Source organism: Paraburkholderia sp. 22098 (assembly GCF_052045935.1).
Classification (GTDB): domain Bacteria; phylum Pseudomonadota; class Gammaproteobacteria; order Burkholderiales; family Burkholderiaceae; genus Paraburkholderia; species Paraburkholderia caledonica.
Genome location: NZ_JBQEPV010000003.1, coordinates 63,528 through 79,213, shown reverse-complemented (window position 1 = coordinate 79,213; position 15,686 = coordinate 63,528). Strand labels below are relative to the sequence as shown.

General features: G+C 63.7%; 14 protein-coding genes. 7 read left to right on the top strand and 7 right to left on the bottom strand.

The window, feature by feature from the left end; all coding sequences use genetic code 11:
• Positions 1-3 precede the first annotated feature (3 nt).
• The 6 genes from ACTJLB_RS07010 to ACTJLB_RS06985 are packed head-to-tail and all read left to right on the top strand — an operon-like array spanning position 4 to position 4,633.
• Positions 4-489, top strand: coding sequence for a hotdog family protein (locus tag ACTJLB_RS07010; protein ID WP_087752772.1), 486 nt, complete (start codon positions 4-6; stop codon positions 487-489).
• Positions 486-1,211 carry a 3-ketoacyl-ACP reductase FabG2 gene (locus ACTJLB_RS07005; RefSeq protein WP_020069022.1) on the top strand — a complete coding sequence of 242 codons (726 nt, stop codon included), beginning with the start codon at positions 486-488 and terminating at the stop codon, positions 1,209-1,211. The genes ACTJLB_RS07010 and ACTJLB_RS07005 overlap by 4 nt, the downstream gene beginning before the upstream one ends.
• Entirely contained in the window at positions 1,211-2,437 is a 1,227-nt protein-coding gene (locus tag ACTJLB_RS07000; RefSeq protein ID WP_087752771.1) for a beta-ketoacyl-ACP synthase, read from the top strand. Before ACTJLB_RS07005 ends, ACTJLB_RS07000 begins: the two co-directional genes overlap by 1 nt.
• Positions 2,434-3,672, top strand: coding sequence for a beta-ketoacyl-[acyl-carrier-protein] synthase family protein (locus tag ACTJLB_RS06995; protein ID WP_440782876.1), 1,239 nt, complete (start codon positions 2,434-2,436; stop codon positions 3,670-3,672). Before ACTJLB_RS07000 ends, ACTJLB_RS06995 begins: the two co-directional genes overlap by 4 nt.
• A 36-nt stretch (positions 3,673-3,708) precedes the next feature.
• Positions 3,709-4,131, top strand: coding sequence for a signal peptidase (locus ACTJLB_RS06990; RefSeq protein ID WP_440782875.1), 423 nt, complete (start codon positions 3,709-3,711; stop codon positions 4,129-4,131).
• 58 nt (positions 4,132-4,189) lie between these two features.
• Positions 4,190-4,633 (top strand): excinuclease ABC subunit A, encoded by a 444-nt coding sequence (locus ACTJLB_RS06985; RefSeq protein WP_020069018.1) that lies wholly within the window; start codon positions 4,190-4,192, stop codon positions 4,631-4,633.
• Positions 4,634-4,649: 16 nt separating this feature from the next.
• Here the strand turns inward: ACTJLB_RS06985 and ACTJLB_RS06980 are convergent, their stop codons facing one another.
• Positions 4,650-5,378 (bottom strand): class I SAM-dependent methyltransferase, encoded by a 729-nt coding sequence (locus tag ACTJLB_RS06980; protein ID WP_408191761.1) that lies wholly within the window; start codon positions 5,376-5,378, stop codon positions 4,650-4,652.
• Positions 5,379-5,498: 120 nt separating this feature from the next.
• Here ACTJLB_RS06980 and ACTJLB_RS06975 point away from each other — a divergent pair, with 120 nt between their 5' ends.
• Positions 5,499-6,752 carry an NAD(P)/FAD-dependent oxidoreductase gene (locus tag ACTJLB_RS06975; protein ID WP_087752793.1) on the top strand — a complete coding sequence of 418 codons (1,254 nt, stop codon included), beginning with the start codon at positions 5,499-5,501 and terminating at the stop codon, positions 6,750-6,752.
• A 120-nt stretch (positions 6,753-6,872) separates the two neighbouring features.
• Here the strand turns inward: ACTJLB_RS06975 and guaD are convergent, their stop codons facing one another.
• From guaD to ACTJLB_RS06945, 6 genes are all read right to left on the bottom strand, one after another.
• Complete coding sequence (guaD, locus tag ACTJLB_RS06970) at positions 6,873-8,237, bottom strand: guanine deaminase (RefSeq protein WP_440782874.1); 1,365 nt, start codon at positions 8,235-8,237, stop codon at positions 6,873-6,875.
• 82 nt (positions 8,238-8,319) lie between these two features.
• On the bottom strand, positions 8,320-9,366 hold the full coding sequence (locus tag ACTJLB_RS06965) for an adenosine deaminase (RefSeq protein ID WP_027804794.1): 1,047 nt from the start codon (positions 9,364-9,366) through the stop codon (positions 8,320-8,322).
• Positions 9,367-9,432: 66 nt separating this feature from the next.
• Complete coding sequence (gene xdhC, locus ACTJLB_RS06960; RefSeq protein WP_440782873.1) at positions 9,433-10,449, bottom strand: xanthine dehydrogenase accessory protein XdhC; 1,017 nt, start codon at positions 10,447-10,449, stop codon at positions 9,433-9,435.
• A gap of 152 nt (positions 10,450-10,601) precedes the next feature.
• Positions 10,602-13,052 carry a xanthine dehydrogenase molybdopterin binding subunit gene (xdhB, locus tag ACTJLB_RS06955; protein ID WP_440782872.1) on the bottom strand — a complete coding sequence of 817 codons (2,451 nt, stop codon included), beginning with the start codon at positions 13,050-13,052 and terminating at the stop codon, positions 10,602-10,604.
• Complete coding sequence (gene xdhA, locus ACTJLB_RS06950) at positions 13,052-14,596, bottom strand: xanthine dehydrogenase small subunit (protein WP_440782871.1); 1,545 nt, start codon at positions 14,594-14,596, stop codon at positions 13,052-13,054. The genes xdhB and xdhA overlap by 1 nt, the downstream gene beginning before the upstream one ends.
• Before the next feature lie 494 nt (positions 14,597-15,090).
• Positions 15,091-15,600 (bottom strand): disulfide bond formation protein B, encoded by a 510-nt coding sequence (locus ACTJLB_RS06945; protein ID WP_408162351.1) that lies wholly within the window; start codon positions 15,598-15,600, stop codon positions 15,091-15,093.
• Between the last annotated feature and the right edge of the window lie 86 nt (positions 15,601-15,686).

Here is a 15,686-nt window from a genome sequence, read left to right as displayed (position 1 = left end):
GCGATGAACTCGACACGAAGCATTGACGAACTGCTGCAGCAACCTATCGAAGCGATCATCCCGCATCGCGGCACCATGCTGCTGATCGACGCCGTCACCGCGTTCGACGAACAGACACTGAGCGCGCGCGCAACCGTGCATGCCGATGCCTGGTATGCGGACGCGCAAGGCGCGATGCCCGCGTGGATCGGCATCGAGTTGATGGCACAGTCGATCGCCGCGCACGTTGCGTTGCTCGCCATGCGTGGCGGTGGCCGCGCGCGGCCCGGCGTGCTGCTCGGTTCGCGCAGCTACAAGGCGTTGCAGCCGTCGTTCGCAGGCGGCGCGCAACTGCTGATTCACGCAACGGAATTGCTGCGCAGCGACGAAGGCCACGGTGCATACGAATGCACGATTCATCACGACGACGTGTGTTGCGCCGAGGCGGTGATCAAGGTCTTCCAGCCGTCCGATTTTCAGTCATTCATCGAAGGGAGTTTCAATTCATGAGCCGGCGTGTTCTCGTTACCGGCGCAAGCCGCGGCATTGGCCGCGCGATTGCGTACCAGTTGGCCGCCGACGGCTTTGCAGTGTCCGTGCACTGCCGCACGGGGCGCGCTGAAGCCGAGGCAGTGGCGTCGGGCATCGCCGCTCAGGGCGGCACTGCGCGGGTGCTGCAGTTCGACGTGCGCGAGCGCGCGGTGTGCCGCGATGTGCTCGAAACCGATGTGGCGGCGAACGGACCGTACTACGGCATCGTATGCAGCGCCGGCGTGACGCGCGACGCCGCGTTCCCCGCGCTCACCGACGAAGACTGGGACGTCGTGATCGAAACCGGTCTCGACTCGTTCTATAACGTCGTTCATCCGCTGACCATGCCGATGGTGCGTGCCCGCAACGGAGGGCGCATCGTGACTATCGCGTCGGTATCGGGCGTGATGGGCAATCGCGGTCAGGTCAACTACAGCGCGGCAAAGGCCGGCCTGATCGGCGCGACCAAGGCGCTCGCGGTGGAACTCGCGACGCGCAACATCACCGTCAACTGCGTGGCGCCCGGTCTCATTGAAACCGGCATGCTCGACGAGATGCCGCTCGAACACGCATTGAAGACGGTGCCGATGAACCGCGTCGGCCAGCCTGCCGAGGTAGCGTCCGTGGTCAGCTTCCTGATGTCGGATGCGGCCTCGTATGTGACTCGTCAGGTGATCGGCGTCAACGGCGGGATGGTCTGATGAAGCGAGTCGTCATTACCGGCATGGGCGGCGTCACGGCGCTCGGCGATAGCTGGGACGCAATCGAAGCGCGCCTGAAAAGCGGCGTGAACGCAGTGCGGCGCATGCCCGAGTGGGACTACTTCGAATCGTTGCATACGCGGCTCGCATGTCCGTTGCCGCAGTTCGTCACGCCCGCGCATTATCCGCGCAAGAAGACGCGTTCGATGGGCCCTGTGTCGATGTATTCGGTGCGCGCAAGCGAACTCGCGCTCGCAGATGCGGGCCTCGCCGACGACGCGAGCATCAAGGACGGCCGCATGGGCGTCGCGTACGGCTCGTCGTCGGGCTCGGTGCAGCCGATCCGCGCGTTCGGCACGATGCTCGAAAGCGGCTCGATGAGCGACGTCACGTCGAACAGCTACGTGCAGATGATGCCGCACACGACAGCCGTCAACGTCAGCCTGTTCTGGGATCTGAAAGGGCGGATCATTCCCACGTCGTGCGCATGCGCGTCGGGCAGCCAGGCGATCGGCTACGCATATGAAGCAATTCAGACGGGCAAGCAGACTCTGATGCTGGCGGGCGGCGCGGAAGAATTGTCGGGTCCGGCGGTCGCCGTATTCGATACGTTGTACGCAACCAGCACGCGCAACGACGAGCCTCATCTGACGCCGCGTCCATTCGACGCCGCGCGCGACGGCCTCGTGGTCGGCGAAGGCGCCGCTACGCTCGTGCTCGAGGAATACGAGCACGCGGTGGCGCGCGGTGCGCGGATTCACGCGGAGATCGTGGGCTTCGGCTGTAACTCGGACGGCGCGCATATGACGCAGCCCACGGCGGAAACCATGGCGTTCGCGATGCAGCTTGCACTGAAAGACGCAGCGCTTCCGCCCGAGGCGATCGAGTATGTGAACGCGCATGGCACGTCCACGGATCGCGGCGATGTCGCGGAGAGCCACGCAACCGCGCAGACATTCGGCGAGCGCATGCCGATCAGTTCGCTGAAAAGCTATGTGGGCCACACGCTGGGCGCGTGCGGCGCGCTCGAAGCCTGGTGGACCATCGAGATGATGAAGCGCAACTGGTACGCGCCCACGCTGAATCTGCAGGACGTGGACCCGGCCTGCGCGCCGCTCGATTACATCATCGGGACGGGGCGCGAGATTGACGCCGAACTGGTGATGAGCAACAACTTCGCGTTCGGCGGGATCAACACGTCGCTTATTTTCAGGCGTGTTCAATGAGCGTGGCGTTACAACGCGTGGTCGTTACCGGCATGGGCATCGTGTCGTGCCTCGGCAATTCGCTCGACGAAGTGTCGGCTGCATTGCGCGCGGGGAAGTCGCGCATCGAGCGAGTCGAAGCATGGCGTGAGCGCGGCTTTGCGTCGCAAGTCGCAGGCGTGGCGTCGGTCGCTAATGAAGCGCCTTTCGAGCGCAAGCTGGAGCGCTTCATGGGCGATACCGCGCGCTTTGCCTGCCATGCCGCGCGCAAGGCGATCGACGATGCCGGGCTCGATGCGGCGATGTTGCGCTCGCCGCTTGCCGGCACCGTGATCGGCTCGGGCGTCGGCACGATGTCGAGCTACGACGCCGCGATGACCGTTGCCAACACGCGCGGCGTCGATAAAGTGCCGCCTTACACGGTGCCGCATGCAATGAGCAGCACAGCGTCCGCGAACGTCGCGCAGGTGTTCGGGCTCGAAGGCGTCGGCTATTCGCCGTCGTCGGCATGCACGACTTCCGCGCTCGCCATTGGCCAGGCGATGCAACTGATTCAGAGCGGCCGTCAGCAGATCCTGCTCGCGGGCGGTAGCGAGTCGCTGCACGACAACATGACGCTGATGTTCGACGCGATGGGCGCGTTGTCGCGCCGCTCCAACGACGCGCCCGAGCGCGCGTCGCGTCCTTACGATACGGCGCGTGACGGTTTTGTGATCGCGTCGGGCGGCGGCGTGCTCGTGCTCGAAGCGCTGGACCACGCATTGGCGCGGGGCGCGCGCATCTACGCGGAACTCACGGGGTTCGGCGACTGCACGGACGCCGGCATGGTCACGCCGCGCGCGGCAGGCATCGCCCGCGCCGTGCGCGGCGCGCTGGACGAAGCGGGCAAGCGTCCGGACTACATCAACACGCATGCGCCTTCCACGCCGCTTGGCGACGTCGAGGAACTGCATGCGTTGAGGCAGGTGTTCGGTGCCGCATCGGAGCGCGGTGTGCCCGCGTTTTCGTCGACCAAGGGCATGACCGGGCATCCGCTTGGCGCATGCGGCGCACACGAGGCGATCTATACGTTGCTGATGATGCGCGACGGGTTTATTGCGGGCACCACGGGGATCGATTCGGTGGAGCCGGAAATCGACGGCATGCCGCTCGTGCGTGAGACGCGTGACGCGCGCATCGGCTCGGCGATGTCGGTGTCGTTCGGCTTCGGCGGAAGTTGCGCGAGCCTGATGTTCGAGGCATGGCAGGGCGGCTGAAACGGTCGCGATTTTAAAAAAACGAGGGTGATAAAAATGAAAAGAACATTGGTGCTGGGTGCATTGACGATTGCAGCCGCGACGCTGACGGGATGTGCGACACAGGTGAAGTCGCTGCCGCTCGCGGCCGCGGGCGGTGAATCGCGCGGCGGCGTTCCCGTGTATTTCGGTGAGCAAAGCCATCCGGCCGTGAAGCGCGGGTTGGGCGACGTCTCATACTCGGTGCGCATCGCGCGCAAGGTCGCGGGCCCCGACGACGCATGCCGCGAGGCGCTTGCCGAGGCGATCGGCAAGCTTCGCGCGGCGGCGCGCGAGCGCAATGCGAATGCGGTGATCGACGTGACGACGCGCTTTCACAGCAGCGAAAGCAATTCGTCCAGCGAGTTCACTTGCGGCGTGAGCCCGAGTGCCGCCGCGATCGCGATCAGCGGCCGGTTCGCTGTGCTCGAGGCGAACTGATTTGCAGGGCAGTGAATGCGGGAATCGTAAAACCCATAACAACCAGGAAGGAGTATCAATGAAACGTCATCTGATGTTCGTCACACTCGCCGCTTCTTTTTCGATGCTGAGCGCCGCACCGGCTTTTGCGCGGGACTCGGTGGGCACCTATCCGATCAATGAAGCGTTGCATAGCGAGCCTGGCAAGGTCGGCGACGACATCCAGTTGTATTTCGCGGGCCAGCGGCATCCGGCCGTTGCGAAAACGATCGGCGAATTTGCGACGAACAAGAAGACCAACGCGTTCGGCAAGAGCGATGAGGCCGCATGCCAGCACGTGTTCCTGTCGGCGGTGATCGAGTTGCAGGATCGCGCGCGCAAGGAAGGCGGCAACGCGGTGATCAACATCAAGAGCAACTACAAGAACGAAGTGCGAGAAAGCGCGACCGAGTTCACCTGCGGCGCGGGTGCGGTGATTGCGGGCGTGGCGCTGAAGGGCGACGTCGTGACGCTGCGCAAGTAACGCAACCTGGGCCGGCTCAGACGGTCTTCACCGCTGCGACATTGACGAGCGTCTCACGGCGCTTGCCGGGTTGCGGACGGTAAAGGCCGAGCCGTTCGAGCAGACCGAAGTCTTTCGCGCGGCTCCACCAGAGGTACGGCAGGGACACGTTGCGTTCGGTGAAGCTGAAGCCGCCGCGACGAATCATGTCGAGATAGCCGTCCGCGCTTTTTTGCACGTGCATTGGATGACGAAACAGCAGCCGGATCACCCACGACCTGATGTACGCGTCGGTCGATTCGGCGAACAGTAGCACGCCGCCGGGCTTCAACACGCGGCGGAACTCGGCGAGCGCGCGGTCCTGCTCGACGAGATGATGGAAAGTCTGATGGCAGAACACGATGTCTGCGCTCGCATCGGGCAGCGGCAGCGCCGCGCAGTCGCCGTGCAGCAGTTCGATGTCGGCGACCTTGTCGCGGCAGGAGTTCGCCGCATCGGCCGCGAGCGCAAGCGACGGTTCGTGATAGTCGATGCCGACGATGCGGCGCGGCTCGAACGCATCGGCAAGCAGGCGAAACGAAATGCCTTGTCCGCAGCCAACGTCGACGATGACGGGCGCTGCGGGCAACGGCGTATCGATCAGGCGCTTGAGGTCGTTGATCGCGACGCGCAACACATGATGTTCCCATGTGTGAGTACGCAGGAACCAGATTCCAAATGCCGTTTCCGGCACGAACGGCACACTGGATGTTTGAGACGGCGGCACGCTGGACTCCCCGGTGAAATATGTATTGCTGCTAGAGATGCAATGTAACAGGACGTAAGGATGCAGCGTATTGCTGCGTCGGGCAAGCAAACGATTGAGGCGAACTTGAGTACACATGACATGAAGCACACGGCGGAACACACGACGGTCGACGTCGCGATCATCGGCGCCGGCCCGGCCGGCGCAGTCGCGGCCGCGTTGCTGCGCAAAGCGGGCCGCTCGGTGCTCGTGCTGGAGCGCCAGCACTTTCCGCGTTTTTCGATTGGCGAAAGCCTGCTGCCGCAAAGCATGGCTTATCTGGAAGAAGCCGGCATGCTGCAAGCGGTGATCGAGGCTGGATTCCAGTACAAGAACGGCGCGCAGTTCGTGTATCGCGGCCAATCTTCGTCGTTCGACTTCCGCGACAAGCACACGGCGGGGTGGGGCACGACGTATCAGGTGGAACGCGCGGTGTTCGACGAGATCCTGATTCGCTGCGCAGCGGAACAAGGTGCGGATGTGCGCTTCGGGCATACGGTACAGGCCGTGCATACCGGCGAGGGCACGGGTGCCGCGCCGCGCGTCGACGTAATCGACGAGGCCGGTCATGCGTATCAGGTCGAAGCGCGTTTCATATTCGATGCAAGCGGCTTTGGCCGCGTGCTGCCGCGTCTGCTCAACCTGGAGGCGCCCACGCGCATGCCCACGCGCGCCGCGCTCTTTTCGCATGTCTACGACGGCCTCCCCGCGGGCGCCCACGACCGCAACAAGATCTGCGTGGCAACGCATCCCGAGCGCCGCGACGTGTGGTTCTGGATGATTCCGCTTGCGGGCGGACGGTCGTCGGTGGGATGCGTCGCCGAGTCAAGTTTTCTCGACGTGCCGCCAACGGAGCGCGAGCCGAAGTTGCGTGCGCTGATCCAGAAGGAGCCGACGTTTAACCGGTTGATCGGCGACGCGCCTTTCCTGTTGCCTGTGCGGCATATCGGCGGCTACTCGGCGAATGTCGAGCGTCTGCACGGACCGGGTTATGCGCTCCTTGGCAACGCGGGCGAGTTTCTCGACCCCGTGTTCTCGTCGGGCGTGACGATCGCACTACGCTCGGCGCATCTGGCGGTGCAGACCTTGAACCGTCAACTGGATGGAGAGCAGGTTGACTGGTCCGCGAATTACGACGTGCCGTTGCGCAAGGGCATCGACACATTCCGCGCGTTTGTCGAGCGCTGGTACACGGGCGAATTGCAGGACATCATTTTCTATCCCGACCAGACACCGTCGATCCGCCGCATGATCAGCGCGGTGCTAGCGGGCTATGCGTGGGACGAATCCAACCCGTATGTCGCCGACCCGGTGCGCAGGCTCAATGCCTTGCATGAGGTTTGCACGCAGCGCTGAGTCCCCGCGGGTGGGGCATGCATTGAACGTAGAAATTGAAACGGCGCTTCCTCGTCATGCAAGGAAGCGCCGTTTTTATTCAGAAGCAGCGAAGACCATCAGGCCGCATTCGAGCGGCAATCAGGCCGCGAATCGAGCGACGCGCGGCGCGTGCTGCCGCACGTCGTCGCGGCGATGCACGCGCTTGCCGGCCGCATACGTTTCATAGACCGCGCGATCGTCGCCGAGCAGCGCGAAGGCGAACAGCAATTCTTCGAGCGACTCCGTGCGCGCCGTGCGGCGCGCGAGCAGCGGCGTTGCTTGAGGATCGAGCACGACAAAGTCCGCTTCCGACTTCGGCCTGAGCGTGCCCACCTTGTCTGCGAGATCGAGCGCTTCGGCCGCCCCCGCTGTCGCGAGATAGAACATGCGCGTGGCCGTCAAATGGTGACCCGTCAATCGCGCGACCTTGTGCGCTTCGTTCATTGTCTGCAGCATCGAGAACGACGTGCCGCCGCCGACGTCCGTGGCGAGCGCGATGGGCATGTTAGCTTCGTCGGCCTTGTCGAAATCGAACAGACCGCTGCCGAGGAACAGGTTCGACGTCGGGCAATGCGACGCGACAGCGCCGGTTTGAGCCATGCGTTGCCGGTCTTGCGCGTCGAGATGAATGCAATGCCCGTACACCGCGCGGCGGCGTAGCAGGCCGTAGTGGTCGTAGATGTCCAGATAGCTGCGGTGACCGGGGAAGAGACTGTTGACCCATTTCACTTCGTCGGTGTTCTCGGCGACGTGACTCTGGATGAACACATCCGCATGCTTGCCCGCCAGCACGCCGCAAGCTTCCAGTTGCGCTTCGGTCGAAGTCGGCGCGAAACGCGGCGTGAGCGCGTACATCTGACGGCCGCGGTTGTGCCAGCGGCTGATCAGCTCGGCACTGTCGTCATAACCGGATTGCGCGGTGTCGCGCAGGAACTCCGGACTGTTGCGATCCATCAGCACCTTGCCTGCCACCATGCGCAGATTGCGCGCCTCGCTTTCGGCAAAGAGCGCGTCGGCCGACTCCTTGTGCACGGTGCAATAGACAAGCGCGGTGGTCGTGCCGCAAGACAGCAGTTCTTCAAGGAAGAAGCTTGCTGTATCGCGGGCATAGGCCTGATCGGTGAAACGGCGTTCGGTCGGAAACGTGTATGTGTCGAGCCACGGCAACAGGCCAGCCGCAGGCGACGCGATCATGTCCGTTTGCGGGTAATGAATGTGCGTGTCGATGAAACCCGGCACGATCAGCTTGTCGCGCATGTCCTGAACCGGCGTGCCCGGCGCGAGTCGAGACGCGAGCGCCGCATACGCGCCCGCTGCGACGACATGGCCGTCTTCGACGATCAGAAGGCCGTCCTCATTGAAGATCGCCGCGTCGGGCGAGCGCGAGGGATCGCCGTTGAAAGTCAGCAACTGCGCGCGGAATGCGGATTGGGCCGGGTTAGCCGTTGTAGCCGGGTGAGTCATGAGAAAACCGTCTCCGAATGTGAAAAGCTGAGCAGCGTGGAGGGCCGTGTTGCGATGCCCGCGCTGCAAATACGTCGGCCCGTTAATGTGGGCCGCTTTGATTCCAGTGCGCGTCGAGCTTCGCGATCAGTTCCGCGCGCTCTTGCGGCGTAACGAACGACGCTTCGAAACCGTTGCGGATGATCGTATAGACCTCGGCATCGTCGAGCTTCAATGCGTCGATGGTCGCCGCATAGTTGGCGTTCACATAGCCGCCGAAATACGCCGGATCGTCGGAATTCACCGTGACGGCAACGCCGCGATCGAGCAGGTCTTTCAGCGTGTGTTTTGTCATGTCGTCGAACACGCAGAGCTTGAGGTTCGACAGCGGACACACCGTCAACGCGACGCGCGTGTCGGCAAGACGCGCGACGAGCGCCGGGTCTTCGATGCTTCGCACACCGTGATCGACGCGGTCCACCTTGAGCAGATCGAGCGCTTCATAGATATACGACGGCGGTCCTTCCTCTCCCGCATGCGCGACGAGCTTCAAACCGAGTGCACGCGCTTTTGCGAAGACACGTTCGAACTTTGACGGCGGATGGCCGCGCTCCGACGAATCGAGCCCCACGCCGATCAGGCGATGCTTGTACTGGTCGAACAGCGGCCGTGCTTCTTCGAACGTTGCAAGTGCGTCTTCTTCGGACAGGTGACGCAGGAAACACAGAATCAGCTTGCTCGACATGCCGCGTTTTTCCGCGTCGGCGAGCGCGCGCTCGATGCCGGCCACCACCGTCGCGATGGGCACGCCGCGCTCGGTGTGCGTCTGCGGATCGAAGAAAATCTCGCTATGAATCACGTTGTCGGCGAGGCAGCGCTCGACATACGCCATCGTCATGTCGTAGAAGTCCTGCTCGTGCAGCAGCACGCTCGCGCCAGCGTAATAGATGTCGAGAAACGATTGCAGATCGGTGAATGCATAGGCTGCGCGCAGTGCTTCGATCGAGTCGTAAGCGAGCTTCACGCCGTTGCGCTCGGCAAGGGCGAAAATCAGTTCGGGTTCGAGCGAGCCTTCAATGTGAATATGCAGCTCGGCCTTCGGTGCGAGCATGGCCTTTTCGATGAGGGACGTAGCGGTTGTTGTGTTCATGGTCGGTCAGAAGTTTGTTGGTGTCGTTGTGCGCCGGATGCGTAAGCGTGATGTCGACTCGCGTCGTCAAACCGTCTGCGCCGCGCGATGCACGCTCGCGTTCGCTTCGACAGCTTGCAGCACTTGCGCGGCCGCGGAAATCGCAATGATCTCCGGCGACTTGTCGACGATGCCATCCACGCCGAGCGGGCACTTCATCCGCGCAATCCGCGAAGGATCGATGCCGCGCGCGGCGAGCCGGTGTTCGAACTGTTTGCGCTTGCTGTGCGAGCCGATCATGCCGAAGAACGCGAAATCGCCGCGCCGCAAAATACGCTCGGCCAGTTCGAGGTCGCGCGTATGGTTGTGCGTCATGACGATGAAGTACGTGTTGGGCGCAGCCGTGTCGACGGCTTCGTCAGGCGCGTCGTTCGCGTCGATCTTTACGTTGTGCGCGTGCAGCGATTCAACGGGCGGAAACTGGGCATCGCGTTCGTCCACCCAGCGTACCGTGCAAGGCAGCGTGGCGAGCACGCGAACCAAAGCGGCGCCCACGTGCCCCGCGCCAAACAGCACGACCGGGAAGTCGCCTGGCGCAATCGTCTCGGTGAGCAGCGCGCCGCTGTCGTCGAAACCGGCGCCGTCCCACAGCAGGCAGTCGGCGGCATCGACGCCCGGCTCGGGGTCGGACAGCATCACCGCATCCGGTGCGGGGCCGAATGATACGCTACGCACCGTCGATTGACCTGCGGCCACGCGCTTAGCAAGCGACGTGATCCAGCCGAGATCGCCGATGTCGAGCCGTTCGAACGCGAGTATCACGGCGCCGCCGCAGCATTGCCCGAGACTCGGGCCGAGCGCGAAACGCTCGAGCCGGCGCATATGCGGCGAGCGCATGCCGTCGCGCAACACCTGGCGCGCGGTCTCGATCGCTTTCCATTCGAGGTGTCCGCCGCCGATCGTATGTTTCGCCGAATCGCGCGTCACGATCATCTTGGTCCCGGCCTCGCGGGGCGCCGAACCTTCGACGCGCGCGACCGTCACCAGCACGGCGGCGTCGCCGTGCGCGAGCAGTTGTTGCAGGTCAGGTAGCCATGGTTGCATCCGACGAATCTCCGTACAGTGCCGCTCGGGATTTCCGTGCGGCCGGTTGAACCTGGTGTGAGGCGATCGTGTCGCGCCGGGCGTATCTGCAAGTCACTTGCGTTCGCTGCGCTGCGCCCGGATCTGAGCTTGAGTTGTCTGTTTCGCGCATGTCAGGCAGTCGTGTCGCTGGTCGACGCCTCTATGCTCGTTCCTTGCCCGGATGCCGGCTCGCTCGCGCTTTGTGCGTGCAGCGCATCCAGTGCATCGAGGATCGCTTCGGGCGTCGCGGGCGCGCGCAACATGGGCGCATGCTGTGCGCTCGGTACCGCGGCCGCGATCGCGTCGCGAATCGCGAGGAACACGGAGAACGGCAACAGCAGCGGCGGCTCGCCGACAGCCTTCGAGCGGAACACAGTCGGCTCTGCATTCGGGTTTGGGTAAAGCCGCACATAGAAAGCGGCGGGCGTATCGTTCACAGCCGGAATCTTGTACGTGGACGGTGCATGCGTCATCAGACGGCCGTCGCGGTTCCACCATAACTCTTCGGTCGTAAGCCAGCCCATGCCCTGAATGAAGCCGCCTTCGACCTGACCCAGATCGATCGCCGGATTGATCGACTGACCGGCGTCGTGCAGCACGTCGGCACGCAGCAGTTTCCATTCGCCGGTCAGTGTGTCGATCACTACTTCGGACACGGCCGCGCCATACGCGAAGTAATAAAACGGATGACCGGTCAGCGTTTTCGCATCCCAATGCACTTTCGGCGTTGCGTAGAAACCGTCCGACCACAACTGCACGCGCGCGAGGTAAGCGGCGCCGACCAGTTGATCGAAGGGCATCGCACCGCCGTTCACCGCTACCTCGCCGTTCGCGAACAGCACGTCGTCTGCGTTGCCGCCGAGTTGTTTCGCCACGAGTTCGGCAAGCCGCGCACGAATGGTTCGCGCGGCGTCTTGCGCGGCCTTGCCGTTCAGATCGCTGCCGGTGGAAGCTGCGGTCGCCGACGTGTTGGCGACCTTCGAGGTATCGGTTGCGCTCACACGCACGCGCGAGAGCGGCAAGCCGAACTCGTTCGCGACGACTTGCGCGACCTTCGTGTTGAGCCCCTGGCCCATTTCGGTGCCGCCGTGATTGACGAGCACCGAGCCGTCCTTATACACATGCACCAGTGCGCCGGCCTGATTCAGAAAGGGCACGTTGAACGAGATGCCGAACTTGACCGGCGAAAACGCGAGGCCGCGCTTGAGTACCGGGCTCCTGGCGTTGAACGTGGCGATGGCTGCGCGGCGCGCGCGATAGTCGCTGGAATCCAGCAGATCGTCGGTCAACGGCGCGATGATGTTGTCTTCGACCAACTGTCCATACGGAGTCGTATTGCGCTCGCCTACGCCGTAGTAGTTGGCGAGGCGTACGTCTAGCGGATCGTGGTTCAGTTGACGCGCAATGCTGTCGAGCATCACTTCCATCACGAGTGCGCCTTGCGGGCCGCCAAAGCCGCGGAACGCGGTGTTCGACTGCGTATTCGTTTTGCAGCACAGCGCGACGATGTCGACGTCGGACAGGTAGTACGCGTTATCGAAATGACATACGGCGCGCGTGGCGACGGCGCCGGAGAGGTCAGCGGAATAGCCTGCGCGCAACGCAATTTCTACGCGCGCGCCGAGAATGCGGCCATTGTCGTCGAAGCCCGCTTCGTATTCGTAGATCGCGTCGTGCCGCTTGCCGGTGATCATGAAGTCGTCGTCGCGATCGGCGCGCAGTTTGACCGGACGACGCAGCAGCTTCGCCGCGAGCGACGCCACGCAGGCAAAGAGCGCCGATTGCGATTCCTTGCCGCCGAAGCCGCCGCCCATCCGGCGGCACTCGCACACCACGTTATGCGCGGGCCAGTCGAGCATATGCGCGACGACCTGCTGCATTTCGCTTGGATGCTGCGTCGAGCTGTAGACGAGCATGCCGTCCATCTCTTTCGGCACCGCATACGCGACCTGGCCTTCCAGATAGAACTGCTCCTGCCCGCCGACTTCGAACGTGCCGCGAATTTTATTCGGAGCGGCCGCGATCTTCGCGTCCGGATCGCCGCGCTTCAGATGCAGCGGCGGCAGCACGAACTGTTTGGCGGCCTTCGCGTCCGCCGGCGTGAGAATCGCGTCGAGCGGCTCATAGCGGATCACGTCGTCGCTTTTCGCAAGCGCCGCGGCGCGGCGCGCGAGCTCGTGGCTCTGCGCAATCACGGCGAACACAGGCTGACCGAGGTACAGCACTTCATTGACGGCGAGAATCGGGTCGTCGTGCAGCACCGGGCCGCAATTGTTTTCACCTGGGATGTCTTCGGCGGTCAGCACCGCTATGACGCCGGGCGCTTTTTTCACCGCGTCGAGATCCATCGACACGATGCGCGCGTGCGCATGCCGCGACAAGCCAAGCGCCGCGTGCAGCGTGCCTTGCAGTTCGGCGATGTCGTCGGTGTAGGTCGCCTCGCCGCTCACGTGCAGCGCGGCCGATTCATGCGGCAGCGCGACGCCGATCGCGGCTTCGGGTCGATGCAGATCGGCGGGGTTTCCAGCAGGGCCTTCCGCCTGTCTTGCAGCGCGTTCGACAAAAGCATCGGTGCGATTCATCACGACGGCTCCTTCACGACCGCGTCCGGCGTGCCGGCTTCGAACGCAAATGCATTCACGTCGAAGAGCGCGAGCGGCGCGTCCTCGCGCGTTTCCAGATAGAAGCGCCACAGCAGGTTGCGCGCCACCTTCAGCCGATAGGCGCTCGATGCGCGCATGTCGGTGAGTGGCTGGTAGTCGGCGGCAAGTGCGTTCATGGCCTGTCGCGCGGTGCTTTCGTTCCACGTCGCGCCGCTCAGCACGGTTTCGGTTTGCGTGGCCCGCTTCGGCGTTGCAGCCATGCCGCCGAATGCAACGCGAGCCTCGACGATCGTGCTGCCTTCGTCGATATGCAGAGCGAATGCCGCGCAGACCGCCGAGATGTCCTGATCGTAGCGCTTGGACACTTTGTAGGTGCGAAAGCGCAGATTGCCCGTCGGCCGCGGCACGCGCAGCGCGGCGACGAATTCGCCCGCCGCGAGCGCGGTTTTCTGGTAGCCGAGATAGAACCCGTCGAGAGGCAGCGTGCGCATTTTCGTGCCGTGGCGTAGCACCACTTCGGCACCGAGCGCAAGCAGCGCGGGCATCGAATCGCCGATCGGCGAGCCATTCGCGACATTGCCGCCGAGCGTGCCGGCATTGCGGATCGGCAGCGACGCAAAGCGCGTCCAAAGTTCGGCGAGTTCGGGGTAGTCGGCGGCTAGAGCCGCATACGCGTCTTCAAGCGTGACGGCCGCGCCGATAGTGAGCGTCTGCGCATCGCGCTCGATCGTCTTCAGTTCGCGCACATTGCCGATGTAGAGAACGTCGCCGAGATCGCGGAACTGTTTGGTGACCCACAGGCCGACGTCAGTGCTGCCGGCCACGAGCCGGGCTTGCGGATGTTCGGCGCGAAGCCGCGCGAACGCGTCGAGCGTGAGCGGCGCGTAAAACGCTGGCGCACCGAAGGCGGCGCCGCGCGTGTCGGGCGCGCGGTACTCGAAGGTGTCGTTGCGTTGCAGTGCGCGCAGCGTTTCTTCGACAGCCTTGCGATCGAGCGTCACGCGCGGATATTGCGCGTAGTCGAACATTTTCTGCGATGCGTCCACGATCGGCCGGTAGCCGGTGCAGCGGCACAGGTTGCCGGACAGCGCGGTGTTGATTTCGTCGCGCGTCGGCAGGCCGGCAGCCGCCGGCTGTTTTTCGTAGAGTGCCCACATCGACATCACGAAGCCTGGCGTGCAAAAACCGCACTGCGAGCCGTGACAGTCGACCATTGCCTGTTGCACGGGATGCAGCGTGCCGTCCGCGGCGCGCAGGTCTTCGACCGTGAACAGGGCTTTGCCGTCGAGCGTGGGCAGGAACTGGATGCAGGCGTTGACCGCTTTCAGCGCGAGCGCGCCTTGTGCGTCGAGTTCGCCGATGACGACCGTGCAGGCGCCGCAGTCGCCTTCAGCGCAGCCTTCCTTCGTGCCGGTGCAATGCAGGTCTTCGCGCAGATGCTGGAGCACGGTGCGCGATGCGGGTACGCCGGAGATCTCGTGAACGGACCCCTGGCGATAAAAGCGGATGGTTTGCGTTGTCATGGCGAATCCAGAAGACAGTGCGGACCGGGCGCGCGTTACGCATGGGGTCGCGCCAAAGCCGGCCTCGCGCACGTAGATCGCCATCCATATCCGAAGATAGCATTACGGCGCCCCAAAAATATTTCCGATGTCGCATGAAGCTTATTCGGAAGATGCAATGAGATCAGTCCGATTTGAGTCGGATTCGCTTCGTGCGGGGAAGTTGCGTCGGGTGGGGAGGAGGCGCACTGGCAGAAGCTGGCGCGAAAGAGGCGAACGGGCAGGAGTTGGACTGCGGACCAGGCGAAGCGCCGTGCCTGCGGTTCAAAACCGCCGGAAACCGGGGCGCGGCGGCGGAAGCAAGAGAATCAGCAGAAAGGAAAGCGGCAAAAAACCGACACAGGGCAGAGGCGGCCCGATCCACATAGGCGGTATCACTGCGTCGGTGTCCGCCATGTCGCCGCGCCGGCAGGCGCGGGATAGATGCCAGCGCCGTTTAAAACCGGCAAATTTCCTCAAGCAATCCGTCTGCGATTGCGCACGAGGCTAATCGCCAGCGGAACAAAAGCCAGCACGAAGCCGACCAGTGCCCACATCGGCAGCGTCAGCCCGAAGATCGGCGGATAGGCGGTTTCGCATAGCCCGGCCACCTTGAACACGCCCGGCAGCCAATGCGCAGGCGGCAGACTGTCGACGATCGGCTGCAGCGCGTCGAAGCCACAGCTAAAGCCCGGATTCGCCTGCACATACACGTGCCGGGCCGCGGTCACGATGCCCGCCAGCGCCGACAGTGCCGCCATCGTTTCGAGCAGACGGACGCCGCGCCAGCTGTTGAACCGCGCGCCGAGGAACGCGAAGATTGCGATCAGCAGGAAGAAATAGCGCTGGATGATGCACAGCGGGCACGGGTCCTCGTGCTTGACGTACTGCAGATACAGCGCGCCGGCAACGAGGCCGACGCAGATCAGGCCAAGCAGGACCAGCAGGGAGCGCTCGCGGCGCAGCATCGCATTGTCGTTGTTCATGGATCGTGTGGCGGTTGTGTAGCTGTTGTGTGGCCGCTAATCAGCGGAAACGGCGAGTGCCCGCGATTTTAGCGCGAACCCCCGCC